Origin of the sequence: Geobacter anodireducens, assembly GCA_001628815.1 — a bacterium.
Taxonomy (GTDB): Bacteria; Desulfobacterota; Desulfuromonadia; order Geobacterales; family Geobacteraceae; genus Geobacter; species Geobacter anodireducens.
In genome coordinates this window covers 2,108,286-2,123,527 of sequence record CP014963.1, presented here as the reverse complement: position 1 = coordinate 2,123,527, position 15,242 = coordinate 2,108,286, and the positions used below count along the sequence as shown (strand labels likewise).

At 57.9% G+C, this 15,242-nt stretch carries 9 protein-coding genes, 2 tRNA genes and 4 pseudogenes; 14 read left to right on the top strand and 1 reads right to left on the bottom strand.

All coding sequences use genetic code 11. From position 1 onward, the window contains the following. The first annotated feature begins 44 nt into the window (after nucleotides 1–44). From A2G06_09705 to A2G06_09690, 4 genes are read left to right on the top strand one after another with little or no spacing between them, the layout of a single operon-like run. Nucleotides 45–1,106 (top strand): 4-hydroxy-3-methylbut-2-en-1-yl diphosphate synthase, encoded by a 1,062-nt coding sequence (locus A2G06_09705; GenBank protein ID ANA40519.1) that lies wholly within the window; start codon nucleotides 45–47, stop codon nucleotides 1,104–1,106. 16 nt (nucleotides 1,107–1,122) lie between these two features. Next, nucleotides 1,123–2,835, top strand: coding sequence for a proline--tRNA ligase (locus A2G06_09700; protein ANA40518.1), 1,713 nt, complete (start codon nucleotides 1,123–1,125; stop codon nucleotides 2,833–2,835). A 24-nt stretch (nucleotides 2,836–2,859) separates the two neighbouring features. Next, complete coding sequence (locus A2G06_09695; protein ANA40517.1) at nucleotides 2,860–3,579, top strand: orotidine 5'-phosphate decarboxylase; 720 nt, start codon at nucleotides 2,860–2,862, stop codon at nucleotides 3,577–3,579. 19 nt (nucleotides 3,580–3,598) lie between these two features. Further along, nucleotides 3,599–4,336, top strand: a complete 738-nt coding sequence (locus A2G06_09690; GenBank protein ID ANA40516.1) for a 23S rRNA (guanosine(2251)-2'-O)-methyltransferase RlmB — start codon at nucleotides 3,599–3,601, stop codon at nucleotides 4,334–4,336. Nucleotides 4,337–4,451: 115 nt separating this feature from the next. Here A2G06_09690 and A2G06_09685 read toward each other — a convergent pair. Continuing rightward, a tRNA-Leu gene (locus tag A2G06_09685) sits at nucleotides 4,452–4,538 on the bottom strand. 125 nt (nucleotides 4,539–4,663) lie between these two features. Between A2G06_09685 and A2G06_09680 the strand changes: the two genes are divergently transcribed. The 10 genes and pseudogenes from A2G06_09680 to A2G06_09635 all read left to right on the top strand — a co-directional run bounded on the left by A2G06_09680 (nucleotide 4,664) and on the right by A2G06_09635 (nucleotide 15,185). Beyond that, nucleotides 4,664–4,739 (top strand) — tRNA-Ala (locus A2G06_09680). A gap of 165 nt (nucleotides 4,740–4,904) precedes the next feature. Beyond that, on the top strand, nucleotides 4,905–6,689 hold the full coding sequence (locus tag A2G06_09675) for an aspartate--tRNA ligase (protein ID ANA40515.1): 1,785 nt from the start codon (nucleotides 4,905–4,907) through the stop codon (nucleotides 6,687–6,689). Nucleotides 6,690–6,702: 13 nt separating this feature from the next. Beyond that, on the top strand, nucleotides 6,703–7,392 hold the full coding sequence (locus A2G06_09670) for a peptidoglycan-binding protein LysM (GenBank protein ANA40514.1): 690 nt from the start codon (nucleotides 6,703–6,705) through the stop codon (nucleotides 7,390–7,392). Between the two features lie 300 nt (nucleotides 7,393–7,692). Further along, nucleotides 7,693–9,913: pseudogene (locus A2G06_09665) on the top strand (isocitrate dehydrogenase). Nucleotides 9,914–9,957: 44 nt separating this feature from the next. Next, nucleotides 9,958–10,910, top strand: a pseudogene (locus A2G06_09660) (malate dehydrogenase). A 197-nt stretch (nucleotides 10,911–11,107) separates the two neighbouring features. Continuing rightward, complete coding sequence (locus tag A2G06_09655) at nucleotides 11,108–11,302, top strand: tungsten formylmethanofuran dehydrogenase (GenBank protein ID ANA40513.1); 195 nt, start codon at nucleotides 11,108–11,110, stop codon at nucleotides 11,300–11,302. 23 nt (nucleotides 11,303–11,325) lie between these two features. Further along, nucleotides 11,326–12,458, top strand: a pseudogene (locus A2G06_09650) (2-oxoglutarate ferredoxin oxidoreductase subunit alpha). Nucleotides 12,459–12,460: 2 nt separating this feature from the next. After that, nucleotides 12,461–13,282: a 2-oxoacid:ferredoxin oxidoreductase subunit beta gene (locus A2G06_09645; GenBank protein ANA40512.1), complete on the top strand. Its 822-nt coding sequence runs from the start codon at nucleotides 12,461–12,463 to the stop codon at nucleotides 13,280–13,282. Between the two features lie 25 nt (nucleotides 13,283–13,307). Then, complete coding sequence (locus A2G06_09640; GenBank protein ANA40511.1) at nucleotides 13,308–13,856, top strand: 2-oxoglutarate ferredoxin oxidoreductase subunit gamma; 549 nt, start codon at nucleotides 13,308–13,310, stop codon at nucleotides 13,854–13,856. Nucleotides 13,857–14,010: 154 nt separating this feature from the next. Continuing rightward, a pseudogene (locus tag A2G06_09635) lies at nucleotides 14,011–15,185 on the top strand (HD family phosphohydrolase). The last annotated feature ends 57 nt before the right edge of the window (nucleotides 15,186–15,242 follow it).

Below are 15,242 nucleotides of genomic sequence, written 5' to 3'. Positions count from 1 at the left end.
GATTTCTTGACTTTTCGCCGACTGTCCGGCTACTATGCCCCGTTATGAAAGCCAAGACGAGACAGATCCGGGTGGGGAACGTACCGGTGGGCGGCGATGCCCCCTGCGCGGTGCAATCCATGTGCAACACCGATACGCGGGATGCGGCCGCCACCTTGGCCCAGATCGACGCCCTGGCGGCTGCGGGCTGTGAAATCGTCCGCTGCGCCGTCCCCGACATGGCAGCAGCCGAGGCCCTGGGCGCCATCAAGCGCCAAAGCCCCATCCCAGTCATTGCCGACATCCACTTCGACTACAAACTCGCCCTGAAGGTGCTGGAGGGGGGAATTGACGGCCTGCGCCTCAATCCCGGCAATATCGGTGAACGGTGGAAGGTGGAAGAGGTGGTGGCAGCGGCCCGGGAACGGCTGGTACCCATCCGCATCGGCGTCAACGCCGGTTCCCTGGAAAAGGAGCTTCTCCAGAAATACGGCCACCCGACCGCCGAGGCCATGGTCGAGTCGGCCCTCGGCCACGTGCGCATCCTCGAAGAACTCGGCTACGATCAGATCAAGATCTCCCTCAAGGCATCGGATGTACCCAAGACCGTGGCGGCTTACCGGCTCCTGGCCCAGCGGGTCGACTACCCGCTCCACATCGGCATTACCGAGGCGGGCACTATGTTCTCCGGGACCATCAAGTCAGCCGTGGGGCTCGGTATCCTGCTCGCCGACGGCATCGGCGACACCATGCGGGTATCCCTGACCGGCGATCCGGTGGACGAGGTGCGGGTCGGTTTCGAGATCCTCAAGGCGCTCAATCTGAGGCAAAAGGGGATCAATCTCGTTTCCTGCCCCACCTGCGGCCGCTGCCAGATCAACCTCATCGGGGTGGCCGAAGAGGTTGAGAAGCGTCTCGCCGGCATCGACGCACACCTCACCGTAGCGGTCATGGGATGCGTCGTGAACGGACCCGGCGAGGCCCGCGAGGCCGATGTGGGGGTCGCCGGCGGACGGGGCGAGGGGCTCCTGTTCCGCAACGGGGAAATCGTCCGCAAGGTGCCGGAGGCCGACATGGCCGATGCACTGATTGCGGAAGTCGAAAAGATTATCGCTGAAAAACACTAATTTTCGAGGTTAGTCGATGCGTTACACCAACTGCTTCATCCCCACCCTCAAGGAGACCCCGTCCGACGCCGAGGTGGTCTCCCACCAGCTCATGCTCCGTGCCGGCATGATCCGTAAGCTGGCTGCGGGCATTTACAATTATCTGCCGCTGGGGCTGCGTTCCATTCGCAAAGTGGAAACGATCGTGCGCGAGGAGATGGACCGCGCCGGCGCCATCGAGCTGCTGATGCCGAGCGTACAGCCGGCCGAACTCTGGCAGGAATCCACCCGGTGGGAACAGTATGGCAAGGAACTTCTCCGCTTCAAGGACCGCAAGGACGCGGAATTCTGCCTCGGACCCACCCATGAGGAAGTGGTCACCGACATTGTCCGCCGCGAGGTCAAAAGCTACCGGCAGATGCCCTTCAACCTCTACCAGATCCAGACCAAGTTCCGGGACGAGATCCGCCCCCGGTTCGGCCTCATGCGCGGGCGCGAGTTCATCATGAAGGACGCCTATTCCTTCGACGTCGACAGCTCCGCTTCGGATCTTTCCTATGACAAGATGTACCAGGCCTATCGCCGGATTTTCCAGCGCTGTGGCCTCAGATTCAGGGCAGTGGAGGCAGATACCGGCTCCATCGGCGGCTCGTCGTCCCACGAATTCATGGTACTCGCCGATTCGGGCGAGGATGCCATTGTCTCGTGCACCCAATGCGAGTATGCCGCCAACGTGGAAAAGGCCGAGGCCCGTCCCGCCCCTGCCGAGCATGCCGAGCCGCGCCCTCTGGAAAAGGTGGAGACACCGGCCAAGCGGAGCGTCGAAGAGGTGACCGCCTTCCTCGGCATACCCTCGTCCGCCCTGGTGAAGACGCTGCTGGTGGTGGCAGACGGCACGCCCGTGGCCGCTCTCGTGCGCGGCGATCACGACCTGAACGAGATCAAGCTCAAACACCTGCTGGGGTGCGAGACTCTGGAAATGGCCAACGAGGAAATGGTGACCAGGGTGACCGGCGCTCCCGTGGGCTTTGCCGGCCCGGTGGGGCTGAACATCAAAATCGTTGCCGATCTGGCCGTCCAGGGGATGAAGAACTTCGTTACCGGAGCCAATGCCGGCGATCTGCACCTGAAAAACGTCACCATCGGCCGTGACGTTACCCCGACCCAGTATGCCGACATCCGCAACGTGGTCCACGGCGACCCGTGCCCCCGTTGCGAGGCGGGGCACCTCGAACTGTGGCGAGGCATCGAAGTGGGGCACGTCTTCAAGCTGGGCACCAAGTATTCTGAGGCCCTGCGCGCCACCTACCTGGACGCCGACGGCAAGGAGCAGACCATCTTCATGGGATGCTACGGCATCGGCATCAGCCGGACCGTGGCCGCCTGCATCGAGCAGAACCATGATGCCGACGGCATCATTTTCCCCATTCCCATTGCCCCGTTCCACTGCATCGTCTCGGCGGTCAACACCAAGGACGCCGAGGTCATGGCCGCCTGCGAATCGCTCTATCGCGACCTGGGCGCCGCAGGGGTGGAGGTGCTCTTCGACGACCGCGACGAGCGTCCCGGCATCAAGTTCAAGGACGCCGATCTCATCGGCATACCTTTGCGCCTGGTGGTCGGCTCCAAGAATTTGGCCGACGGCAAGGTGGAGCTCAAGACCCGCAGGACCGGCGAAGTGGAGTTGCTTCCGCTGGCTGACGCGGTGGAGAAGATTCGGAGCATCGTGGCCGAAGCCCTCGGCCGGTAACCGTTCAAGGAGATATCACCAGTCATGACAAGAGATCAAGCGCGGGAGAAGGTCATCTTCGCCCTCGATTCCAACGAATTCGCCCATGTCCAGTACTGGGCCGAAACCCTGTCCGACCGGGTGGGCATGTTCAAGGTCGGCAAACAGCTTTTTACCGCCTGTGGGCCTGCCACGGTCCGGATGATCCAGAAGTTCGGCGGAGAGGTCTTTCTGGACCTCAAGTTCCACGACATTCCCAACACCGTTGCCATGGCCTCACTTGAGGCAGCCCGCCTGGGAGTAAAGCTCTTCAATCTCCATGCCCTGGGTGGGTACGAGATGATGGCCCGCACGGTGGAGGCGCTGGACAAGGAATTCAAGGGTGGTGAGAGAGCGAAGGTGCTGGCCGTTACCATCCTCACCTCTTCGACCGAAGAGACCCTGCGTCAGGTGGGGATCGAATCGCCGGTGGAGGAGATGGTCGTGCGGCTCGCCACCCTGGCCAGAAAGGCCGGCATCGACGGCGTGGTCGCTTCGCCGCGGGAGATCCCTCTCATCCGCGAGGCGTGCGGTCCTGATTTCCTCATCGTCACGCCGGGGGTACGCCCGGCTTTTGCCGCCCTCAACGACCAGAAGCGGGTCATGACTCCCGCCGAAGCGGTCAGGGCAGGGGGTGATTACCTCGTTATCGGCCGCCCCATCGGCGACGCCCCTGACCCGGCCGGCGCAGCCGAAATGATTCTCGACGAGATCATGGCCGGCTGAGGGAAAAAGGAACCACAGCGTGAAAGAAGAAATTCTGTACGGAATCAACAGTGTGATGGAGGCCCTGCGCGGATCGCGGAGGGCCTTCGAACTTTTCGTTTCCCGGGAGACCCACGACCGGCGCACGGAGAAACTGCTCGCGTTTGCCGCTGAAAGGGGGGTGCCGGTCCGAACGCGCGACAAGCGCGACCTTGCCCGTCTCTGCGGTACAGACCACCATCAGGGTGTTGCCCTGCGGGTCGAAGGGTTTGCGTACGCCGCTCTGGAAGACATTATCGCCTCATGGCGATCCTCTGGGGAGTCGGGACTCATCCTTGTGCTGGATGGCATTCAGGACCCGCACAATCTGGGCGCGCTCATCCGAAGCGCCGCCTGTGCCGGAGCCCATGGCGTCATTATCCCCAAGGACCGGGCAGCCGGCGTAACCGCTTCGGTTGAAAAGATTTCTGCCGGCGCAACAGAGACGATTCCGGTGGCCCAGGTGACGAATGTCGTCCAGGCGCTGGAAACTCTCAAAGAAGAAGGGTTCTGGGCATTCGGCACTGCCGACAGTGCGGCCTCGTCACTCTACAGCCATGACTTGACCGGCAATGTCGTCATCGTAATCGGCGGTGAAGGAGAGGGGGTCAGGCCCCTTGTGCGGAAGAAATGCGATTTTCTCGTGGCCATTCCCCTGAAAGGAGGGGTCAGCTCGCTCAATGCCTCAGTGGCAGGAGGGGTAGTCCTCTTCGAAGTGGTGAGACAGCGCCAGTCCTGACGCTGTGTGTGCGTGCCTGAACGGGAAAAGGGTTTGTGTTAAATTGTGTCAATTCGGCTGTGGATAAGGTTGTGGATAAAAAAAGGGCTCCCCATCGGGAAGCCCCTATTGTAGCTGGTGCCGGAGGTCGGAATCGAACCGACATGGGGTTGCCCCCGGCGGATTTTGAATCCGCTGCGTCTACCAGTTTCACCACTCCGGCAAAAGTGTCCGGATTATAGATGCAAGGTCGGTGGAGCGTCAAGGGGAAATGCCCTCTGCCCGGGCGATAAAAAAATATGTTGACACCCCGTGGCCTGTTTGGTATAAGTCAGATCTCTTTTGAACGGGGCTGTAGCTCAGCTGGGAGAGCGCTTGAATGGCATTCAAGAGGTCGTCAGTTCGATCCTGATCAGCTCCACCAAAAAACAGAAGGGGTTGGCCGAAAGGCCAACCCCTTTTTGCGTTTTGTCGTGCATTTCAATGAGCTTTTCCTCGTGTGTCCGCAGTCTATTATTCCTTGAAGAAGATTCGCGCTTTCAGTATACTTGTCCGGTTTTTCAAGTGACGAGACAGGAGGTTTTTACCGATGACCGATATGCTTGGCGACTGGAAACGATCTCACCTCTGTGGAACCCTGACCAAAGCCGATGTGGGCAAACAGGTGACGCTCATGGGCTGGGTGATGCGCCGTCGTGACCACGGCGGACTCATTTTTGTCGATCTTCGCGACCGGGAAGGGCTTGCCCAGGTTGTTTTCGATCCCGCCCGGGCGCCGGAGGCCCATCGGGAGGCCGAGACCGTCCGCAACGAGTATGTCGTGGCCGTCAAGGGCGAGGTCATTCCGCGCCCCGAGGGAACCGTCAATCCGAACATGAAAACGGGCGAAGTGGAGGTTCTCGTCACGGAATGCAAGGTGCTGAACCGTTCCAAGGCCCTTCCCTTTACGCTGGATGATTATGTCGATGTGGCCGAGAACCTGCGCCTCAAGCATCGCTATCTCGATCTGCGCCGTACTCCACTTCAGCAAAACCTGATCCTTCGTTCCCGGGTCAGCCAGGTTACCCGTCAGTATCTGACCGAAAACGGTTTTCTGGAGATTGAAACACCATTCCTCACCAAGTCGACCCCCGAAGGTGCCAGGGACTTCCTCGTGCCGTCCCGGATCAATCAAGGCAACTTTTACGCTCTCCCCCAATCGCCCCAGATCTTCAAGCAGATTCTCATGATTTCTGGTTTTGATCGCTACTTCCAGGTCGTGCGCTGCTTCCGGGACGAAGACCTGCGGGCCGATCGTCAGCCTGAGTTTACGCAGATCGACTGTGAGCTTTCCTTTGTTGACCGCGATGATGTCATTGCCGTGATGGAGGGCTTGATCGCTCGGATTTTCATGGAGGCCAAGGGGGTTGACGTCCAGCTTCCGATCCCGCGCATGACCTATGCCGAGGCGATCCGCCGCTACGGAGTTGATAACCCCGATGTCCGTTTCGGCCTTGAATTGGTGGAACTGACCGACATCGTCAAGGGTTCCGGCTTCAAGGTGTTCGCCGATGTGGCCGCTGGCGGGGGCATCATCAAGGGGCTCAACGCCAAGGGATGCGCACGCTTCTCCCGCAAGGAGATCGACGATCTCACCGAATTCGTCAAGATTTACGGGGCCAAGGGACTCGCCTATGTCAAAATTGAAGGGGGAGAGTGGCATTCTCCCATTGCCAAGTTCTTTACCGCTCAGGAAATTGCCGACATGAACGCGGCTTTCGGTGCCGAGGAGGGGGATCTGCTCCTCTTTGTGGCCGACAAGCCGAAGGTCGTCAATGATTCGCTGGGCAAGCTTCGCAATCAACTGGCCCAGATTCTCGGTCTCGTTGACAAGAATACCTTCAAGTTTGTCTGGATTACCGACTTCCCGCTGCTGGAGTGGGACGAGGAGGAGAAGCGCTGGGCCGCTGTTCATCACCCCTTCACCGCTCCCATGGACGAGGATCTCGACAAGGTCGAGTCAGATCCTGGAGTCTGCCGTGCCAAGGCCTACGACCTGGTTCTCAACGGCAACGAGATCGGCGGCGGCAGTATCAGGATCCATCAGCAGCACATCCAGTCGCTGATGTTCAGGATGCTCGGCCTGTCCGAGGAAGAGGCCCGCGCTAAATTCGGCTTCCTTCTGGATGCCCTTGAATTCGGCACACCTCCGCACGGAGGCATAGCGTTCGGCATGGACCGTCTCATCATGCTCCTTACCGGCAGCGACTCCATCCGCGACGTTATTGCGTTCCCCAAAACGCAGAAGGGGGCTTGTCTCATGTCTGACGCACCGTCGCCGGTTGATTCGAAGCAGCTCAGGGAGTTGGCCATCAAGGTGACGGTCAAGCAGTGATCGGGGATTTCCTATGAAGGTCCGTGCCGGTATCGCCGCACTAGTGACCATTGCAGTTCTTGCGGGGTGTGCCTCTCGTCTGCCGGTCCACCGGGTTGACGCACTCACCAGATTTTCTGCGGTAAGGATGATGGGGGCGGAGAAGTATGCAGCTCCGGAATTGGCTAGTCTCCAGCAGGCCATTGAGGCGGGAGACGCGCTCATGCAGAGTGGTGAGCATGAGATGGCCGACAGCTATTATCTGCTGGCCATTCGCAAAAGCGAGGTCGTGGAGCGGAGTATCGCCCGTGAGCGTGAACAGGAACGGGAGATGCAGGTGCAGAGTGAGAATGAGCGGCTTGCTCACGAGCGCCAAAAGGCACTTGAAGTGCTGAAACGGGAGATTGCCGAGAAGGAACGGGAAGAGAAAAAGCGGACCGAAAAGACACCTCAGCCTGTCCGCGACAAGGAAAAGGAAAAAGAGGCAAGGTCATTGCCGCTGCACCATACGGTAAAGCGTGGAGAAAGCCTTCCTCAGATTGCCGCACAACCTGACGTTTACGGCGATGCAGCTCTCTGGCCTCTCTTGTACCGTGCCAACCGTGATCAGATCCGTGACCCCGGCAGGATATGGCCGGGCCAAGTCCTTAGAATCCCTCGAAATATTTCGCGTGACGACTTGGCGGAAGCGAGGCGTTACGCGCAGGAGCGGCCAACACCCTGATCACATGCGAAGAGACAGAAAGCCGGGATTTTCCCGGCTTTTTTGCATCTAGTCCGGGGGCTTTTCCGGCGCATCCTAAAAAGGATTTTTTCTTGACAGCAACTAACGCTTTGTATACTGTATACAAACTGATTTTGGAGTAAGTTAGGTTTGCTTCATGTAGGCTGGTTGAGCTGGCAGGGCTGTAGATCGCTGCGTATGGATGTAAGGCTGTGGCGGCTGAATTGGCCATGGTGGAAATCTGTGGATGGTTTGTCATTAGGCCTCAGGCGATGTTAGTAAAAAAACCAAGGAGAGAACATGGCAACGCACAAGATTATCTGGACTGAAATTGATGAAGCGCCCGCACTGGCAACGTACTCATTGCTCCCGATTGTTCAGGCATTCACCAAGGGAACGGGTGTAGAGGTTGAAACCAGGGACATCTCTCTTGCAGGCAGAATCATTGCCAACTTCCCGGAAAGTCTGACCGACGCGCAAAAAATTCCCGATTACCTGACGCAATTGGGTGATCTTACCCAGAGCCCGGAAGCGAACATTATCAAACTTCCCAATATCAGTGCCTCCGTTCCCCAGCTTAAAGAGGCCATCAAGGAGTTGCAGGATCAAGGGTACAATGTTCCTGATTATCCGGAAGATCCCAAGAACGATGCGGAAAAGGAGATCAAGGAGCGCTACGCCAAGGTGTTGGGCAGCGCCGTCAACCCCGTTCTGCGTGAAGGTAACTCCGATCGGCGCGCCCCGCTTTCGGTCAAGAATTTCTCCAAGAAAAATCCGCACAAGCTGTCCCCTTGGAGTTCCGATTCCACGGCCCATGTGGCTCACATGACCGACGGCGATTTCTATGGCAATGAAAAATCTGTGACCGTGGAAAACGGCGGTGATTTCAAGATCGAGTTTGTCGACAAGAATGGGAAGGTGACCGCGTTCAAGGAAAAGCTGACCGCCTCCAAGGGTGAAATCCTTGATGGCACTTTCATGAGCAAAAAGGCTCTGCGTCAGTTTTACGCCGAGCAGATTGAAGACGCCAAGAATAAGGACCTGCTGCTCTCCCTGCACCTGAAGGCCACCATGATGAAGGTGTCCGACCCCATCATGTTCGGTCACGCTGTCTCCGTGTTCTACAAGGACGTGTTCGAGAAGCACGCAGACACCTTCAAGCAACTGGGTGTCAATCCCAATATGGGTCTTGGTGATCTTTACAAGAAAATCGAGTCCCTGCCGGAGGCCAAGCGGGCCGAGATCGAAGCCGATATCGCCGCTGTGTACGGCAAGCGTCCGAAACTGGCGATGGTTGACTCCGACAAAGGTATTACCAACCTGCATGTGCCTAACGACATTATTGTCGATGCGTCCATGCCGGTCGTGGTGCGCGACGGCGGCAAGATGTGGGGCCGACGGCCAACTGCATGATACCAAGGCCATGATTCCGGACCGTTGCTACGCCACGATGTATCGTGAAATTGTCGAAGACTGCCAGAAGCATGGCGCCTTCAATCCCGCCACCATGGGTTCGGTGCCCAACGTCGGCCTTATGGCCCAGAAGGCGGAAGAGTACGGGTCACACCCCACCACCTTTGAAATTCCCGCCGACGGAACGGTCCGCGTAGTCACTGCCGACGGCACGCTGCTGATGGAGCACCAGGTGGAAGAGGGTGACATCTGGCGGATGTCCCGTGTGAAAGATATTCCGATTCAGGACTGGGTCAAGCTGGCCGTGAACCGCGCCCGCGCCACCGGTGCACATGCCGTTTTCTGGCTGGACAAAAACCGGGCTCACGATGCACAGGTCATTGCGAAGGTTGAGAAGTATCTCAAGAATCACGACACGGCCGGACTTGAGATCAAGATCCTGCCGCCGGTTGAAGCCATGCGTTATTCGCTGGAGCGCATCCGCAAGGGTCTGGACACCATTTCCGTTACCGGTAACGTTCTTCGGGACTACCTGACCGACCTCTTCCCCATTCTTGAACTCGGCACCAGTGCCAAAATGCTTTCCATCGTGCCTCTGCTGGCGGGCGGCGGTCTGTTCGAAACCGGCGCGGGGGGCTCGGCTCCGAAGCACGTTCAGCAGTTCGTCAAGGAAGGGTACCTGCGGTGGGATTCTCTTGGTGAATTCTCGGCCCTTACTGCCTCCCTCGAGCATATCGGCGCCACCTTCAAGAACGACAAGTCCCTCGTGCTGGCCGAAACCCTTGATCAGGCCATCGCCAAGTTCCTTGACAACAACAAGTCGCCTGCCCGCAAGGTCGGTCAGATCGACAACCGCGGCAGCCACTTCTATCTCGCCATGTACTGGGCGGAGGCTTTGGCTGCCCAGACCAAGGATGCGGAACTCCAGGCTAAATTCGCTCCCATTGCGAAGCAGCTCCAGGAGAACGAGACCAAGATCAACGAGGAACTGATCGGCGCCCAGGGCAAGCCGGTCGATATGGGCGGCTACTATCACCCGGATGCAGCGAAGGTGGCCAGGGCTATGCGCCCGAGTGCCACCCTCAATGCGATTATCGACGCTATCTAGTGACGTAGGAAGTACACAATACCTGCTAAAGGAGGAAGATCAGTATGGCACGTAAGAAGATTGCTCTCATTGGTGGTGGCCAGATCGGTGGTGTGCTTGCTCAGCTCTGCGCTCTCCGTGAACTTGGCGACGTCGTCCTGTTCGATATCGTTGAAGGCCTTCCCCAGGGGAAATGCCTGGATATCGCCGAAGCTTCTCCTGTTGACGGTTTCGACGTCTGCCTGAAGGGTACCAACAGCTACGAAGACATTGCCGGAGCCGATGTTGTCATCGTGACAGCGGGCCTTCCCCGTAAGCCCGGCATGAGCCGCGACGACCTCATCGAAGTCAACTCCAAGATCATGACGTCGGTTGCCGAAGGGATCAAGCAGTACGCACCCAATGCCTTCGTGATCGTAATCTCCAACCTCTGGACGCCATGGTTACCCTCTGCCAGAAGGTTACCGGTTTCCCCTACAGCCGCGTTATCGGTCAGGCCGGAGTACTCGACTCCGCCCGCTTTGCCACCTTCATCGCCTGGGAACTGGGCGTGTCCGTAAAGGACGTCACCGCCATGACTCTCGGCGGCCACGGGGACGACATGGTGCCGCTGGTTCGCTACGCCAGTGTCAACGGCATCCCGGTCATGGAACTCCTTGAGCGCAAGTATGGCAGCAAGGAGAAGGCCAAGGAAGTTATGGACGCCATGGTTAACCGCACGCGTCTGGCAGGCGGCGAAGTCGTTGCCCTCCTCAAGACCGGCTCCGCCTTCTACAGCCCCGCATCCAGCGCCATTGCCATGGCCGAGTCGATCCTCAAGGACCAGAAGCGGGTTCTCCCGACCTGCGCCTACCTCCAGGGCGAGTTCGGCGTCAATGGCTACTATGTTGGCGTCCCCTGTGTGCTCGGTGAGAAGGGTATCGAGAAGATCATCGAGTTCTCTCTCGATGCCGAAGAGCAGGCGATGATGGACAAGTCTGTCGCAGCGGTCAAGAGCCTCGTCGACAGTCTCAAGTAAGGCTTGGCACCCATTGATGCAGCAAGGCAAAGAAGGCCCTGTGCCCTTCTTTTGCCTTATGGGGAGATGTTTGTGCATTCAGGCCGATTCCCCGTAGCAAGATAGATATGAAGAGTTGAAGTCGTATACGGTGTATGTTATATACGTATGAATTTTGTGCCGGTAACGGCCACACTTCAGTAAAGGAGCGTATCTAGATGGAAAAACAGCTTCCAACGATTGAGATCATTGAGAAGTACTGCAAGGGGTGTCACATCTGTGTTGAATTTTGCCCCACAAAGGTACTGGAGATGAAAGGGTTCGTCGTGGCGGTAAAGAACCTTGAAGCTTGCATCAAGTGCATGCAGTGCGAACTGCGGTGTCCCGATTTCGCCATTAAGGTGACCCCTTAACTATTCTCGAGGAGGTAAGTGACGTGGCAAAAAAAGTAGCATTTCTACAGGGTAACGAAGCGGCCGCGCATGGCGCCATATACGCTGGGTGCAAATTCTTCGGTGGTTACCCGATCACTCCGTCGACCGAGGTCGCCGAGGTGATGTCGGCAGAACTTCCTAAAGTGGGTGGCAAGTTCATTCAGATGGAAGACGAAATCGGAGCCATGGCCGCCGTGATCGGCGCCTCCCTGACCGGTGTCAAGGTACTCACTGCAACTTCGGGTCCCGGTCTCTCCCTCAAGCAGGAGAACATCGGTTATGCATGCATTACCGAAGTACCCTGCGTCATCATTGACGTTATGCGTGGCGGTCCCTCCACCGGTATGCCTACCGGTCCTTCCCAGTCGGACATCATGTGTGCCAAATGGGGAACACACGGAGACCATGCCACCATCGCGCTCATGCCCGCTTCGGTTCAGGAGTGCTTTGAAATGACCGTCAAGGCATTCAACCTTGCCGAAAAATACCGCGTACCCGTTTTCGTCATGCCCGATGAGATCGTTGGTCACATGCGCGAGCGTATTGAGTTCCCCGAGCCGGGCGAACTGGAGGTGATTGACCGCGCTGCCCCGACCGTGCCGCCCGAGCAGTACAAGCCCTACGATACCCAGTTCGGCGATGTTCCTCCCCTGGCTGCGTTTGGGTCCGACTATCGCTTCCACGTGACCGGTCTCAACAAGATGGCTGATGGTTTCCCCACCACCAAGCTTCTATCGTTCAGGCCGAGGAAGAGCGCCAGGTGCGCAAGGTTGAAGCAAACAAGAACGAAATCATGGAGTGGGAAGAGTTCATGTGTGATGACGCAGACGTGATCGTCGTCGCCTTCGGCTCAACCTCCCGGTCCGCACGTTTCGCCGTGAACGAGGCACGTAAGGAAGGCATCAAGGCAGGTCTTTTCCGCCTCAAGACCTTCTGGCCGTTCCCCGAGGAGCGGTTGCTCGAACTTTCCAAAAAGGTAAAGGCCTTCATTACTCCCGAGATGAGCCTTGGCATGTGCAATGGCGTCGTCAAGGGGTGCATCGAAGGCAACGCTCCTGTCCTCGGCATCTACCATGTGGATGGCGAACCGGTCAATCCCGGCGAAATCCTCAGCAAGATTAAGGAGGTCAAGTAATAATGGCTTTCAATTATGAGAAATACATCCGTCCGGGGAAACTGCCTCACATCTGGTGTCCCGGCTGTGGTCACGGCATCGTCATGAAGGGCCTCATCAGGGCCATGGATACACTCGGTCTCGATAAGAACAATACGGCGATCGTTTCCGGTATCGGTTGCGCTTCCCGTCTTCCCGGCTACATGGATTGCTGCACCCTCCACACCGCCCATGGCCGTGCTGCGGCATTTGCCACCGGCGTAAAGATGTCCAAGCCGGAAATGACCGTCTTCTGCGTTGGCGGCGACGGCGACGGCGTTGCCATCGGCGGCAACCACTTCATCCATGCCTGCCGTCGTAACATTGACATGACGTATATTCTGATGAACAACAAAATTTACGGCATGACCGGCGGGCAGTTCTCGCCGGCCACTCCGCACATGGCGAAAGCTTCCACCACCCCCTACGGCAACCCCGACCCGTCTTTCGACATCGCCAAGCTTGCCATCGGTGCCGGTGCAACCTTCGTGGCCCGCGGTACCGCGTTCCACGCCAACCAAATCGACAAGCTGATTGTCGAAGCCGTACAGCACAAGGGGATGTCGGTCGTTGAAATCCTCGACGACTGCCCCACCTGCTTCGGCCGTCGGAACAAGTACCGGTCGGTTGTCGAGATGATGAACCACCTCAAGGAAGTTGCCGTACCGGTCAAGGCCGCTGAGAAGATGACGCCCGAGCAGCTTCAGGGCAAGGTTCTCACGGGCGTTCTGTACAAGGAAGACAAACCCGAGTACTGCGAAGAGTATCGGAAAGTCATCGAGCGCGCCCAGGGCGGTGCCAAGTAAACCGAGCATAAAAGGAGATAGATACATGTCTGGAAGATATGAAATCAGGTTTTCCGGTGCCGGCGGCCAAGGGCTCATTCTTGCCGGGGTGATCATGGCCGAGGCGGCCTCCATCTACGACGGCAAGCAGGCTGTCCAGTCCCAGAGCTATGGCCCTGAGGCACGGGGAGGCGCTTCCAAGTCTGAAGTCATCATCTCGGATGGTCCGGTCGACTATCCGAAGGCTACGAAGTGCGATGCTCTGCTGGCTCTTACCCAGGAGGCATGTGACAAGTACTCCGCCGACCTTAAGGAAGGTGGGGTTCTTCTGATAGATTCCGACCTCGTCACCAAGCTGCCGCCGGGCAACTATCAAACGACTGCGTTCAATATCATCAATACTGCAAAGAACGATGTCGGTCGTGAAATCGTTGCCAATATCGTTGCTCTGGGCGCCATGGTTGCCCTGACCGGCGTCGTGTCCAAGGAAGCGGCCGAGAAGGCTGTTCTCTCGCGTGTTCCCGAGGCCTTTGTCGAGCTGAACAGAAAAGCGTTCCAGTTGGGCTTTGAGAAGGCACTGTCTGCAAAAAAATAGTATTTGTCCATGAGTGAACGACAAAGGCCCGGCGCGCGCGTCGGGCCTTTGTCGTTCATGGTCAAATCCCCATAATCCCTTGCGGGGCAAGACATTATGAGGTATAACGTACGCTAAATGACGGCGCGTTGACCTTTCTTGCCAGGAGTCCTCCATGACGCTGGAACTCTGCCGATTGTCGTTGCAGCAGACGCAGGAGCTCCTGAGACTCACTGATGCCACGCTCAAGGACATATGCTGCCGCAGGTTTTCCGGGGAAGAGCTCTACTCGGAGGCGATACGTCGGGTTCTCGGTGGCGGCGGCAAGCGCGGGCCGGAACGTATCTTTCTCCTTCTCGCCGGTTTTGGCGGCACGAGCCGAGGCTGGATATTTCAGCTTCAAGCCGGTGAGCTGGTAAGAACCTCCGATGAAATTCTCATGGACGCCGACTCGGTTTATTCACTGGGCCGCCTCGGTAGCGAGGTTCTCGTGTCGAACTGGCGCGAGAGCTTCGAATCGATTGAGCGCTATCAGGTAATCTTTCATCCCGACATTGTCAAGCGTATAGCCAAGCCCATCAGGAACTTTGTCGCGTGCCAGATCAGCGGTGAAAGCAATGGTGCGCTCTTTGCATTTAATTATGCCGGGGAAGCCACTGAGTACGACGGTGATGTGCTCCGCGGACTGTCGGTTGTCATCGGCTCCCTTGTCACGCTGTCGGCGATGGTCCGCGAAACCGAGCACGCCTTCATTTATACCATCGAGGCACTGGCGCGGGCATGCGAGGCGGCTGAGGAGAGTACGGGCGATCATATCGTGCGCGTGAATCGCTATGCTGGAGCCCTTGCCGCCCATATGGATCTTTCCCCCGACTTTGTTGAAGTGATTTCCTATTCGGCCCAGATGCACGACGTGGGAAAGATTCGGGTTCCGACGGCAATTCTTCTCAAACCCGGTCCCCTCGATGAGGCTGAGGAGCGCGTTATGCGGCTCCATCCGGAATTCGGGGAGCAGATTCTCGGTGATTCTCCCCGCTTGAGCGTGGCACGGGAGATTGCCCTGACTCACCATGAGAATTGGGACGGCAGCGGGTATCCCGGGGGCTTGCGCGGCGAAGCATCCCGCTGGCCGGGCGAATCGTGAAGCTTGCGGATGTCTATGATGCACTCCGTTCCAGGCGCAGTTACAAAAATGCCTTAACCCACGCAGAAGCACGCAGTGTCTTCTTGAACGGCGATGAACGGATCACGCCGCGTAGTCATTTCGACCCGCGGGTTCTTGAGACGTTTTTCCGCATAGAGCATCTCTTTGAGCGAATCTACGAGAGTTCGCGCGACCCGCAAGCATAGGTTGCGCTGTTATTAACGTAACGCCGCACGTGCGTTTCTGGACCTCGAAACTTTAGC

Coding starts and splice junctions, on each gene's coding strand:
- A2G06_09705 (ANA40519.1), top strand. CDS start 45: ATGAAAGCCAAGACGAGACAGATCCGGGTGGGGAACGTACCGGTGGGC.
- A2G06_09700 (ANA40518.1), top strand. CDS start 1,123: ATGCGTTACACCAACTGCTTCATCCCCACCCTCAAGGAGACCCCGTCC.
- A2G06_09695 (ANA40517.1), top strand. CDS start 2,860: ATGACAAGAGATCAAGCGCGGGAGAAGGTCATCTTCGCCCTCGATTCC.
- A2G06_09675 (ANA40515.1), top strand. CDS start 4,905: ATGACCGATATGCTTGGCGACTGGAAACGATCTCACCTCTGTGGAACC.
- A2G06_09670 (ANA40514.1), top strand. CDS start 6,703: ATGAAGGTCCGTGCCGGTATCGCCGCACTAGTGACCATTGCAGTTCTT.
- A2G06_09655 (ANA40513.1), top strand. CDS start 11,108: ATGGAAAAACAGCTTCCAACGATTGAGATCATTGAGAAGTACTGCAAG.
- A2G06_09645 (ANA40512.1), top strand. CDS start 12,461: ATGGCTTTCAATTATGAGAAATACATCCGTCCGGGGAAACTGCCTCAC.
- A2G06_09640 (ANA40511.1), top strand. CDS start 13,308: ATGTCTGGAAGATATGAAATCAGGTTTTCCGGTGCCGGCGGCCAAGGG.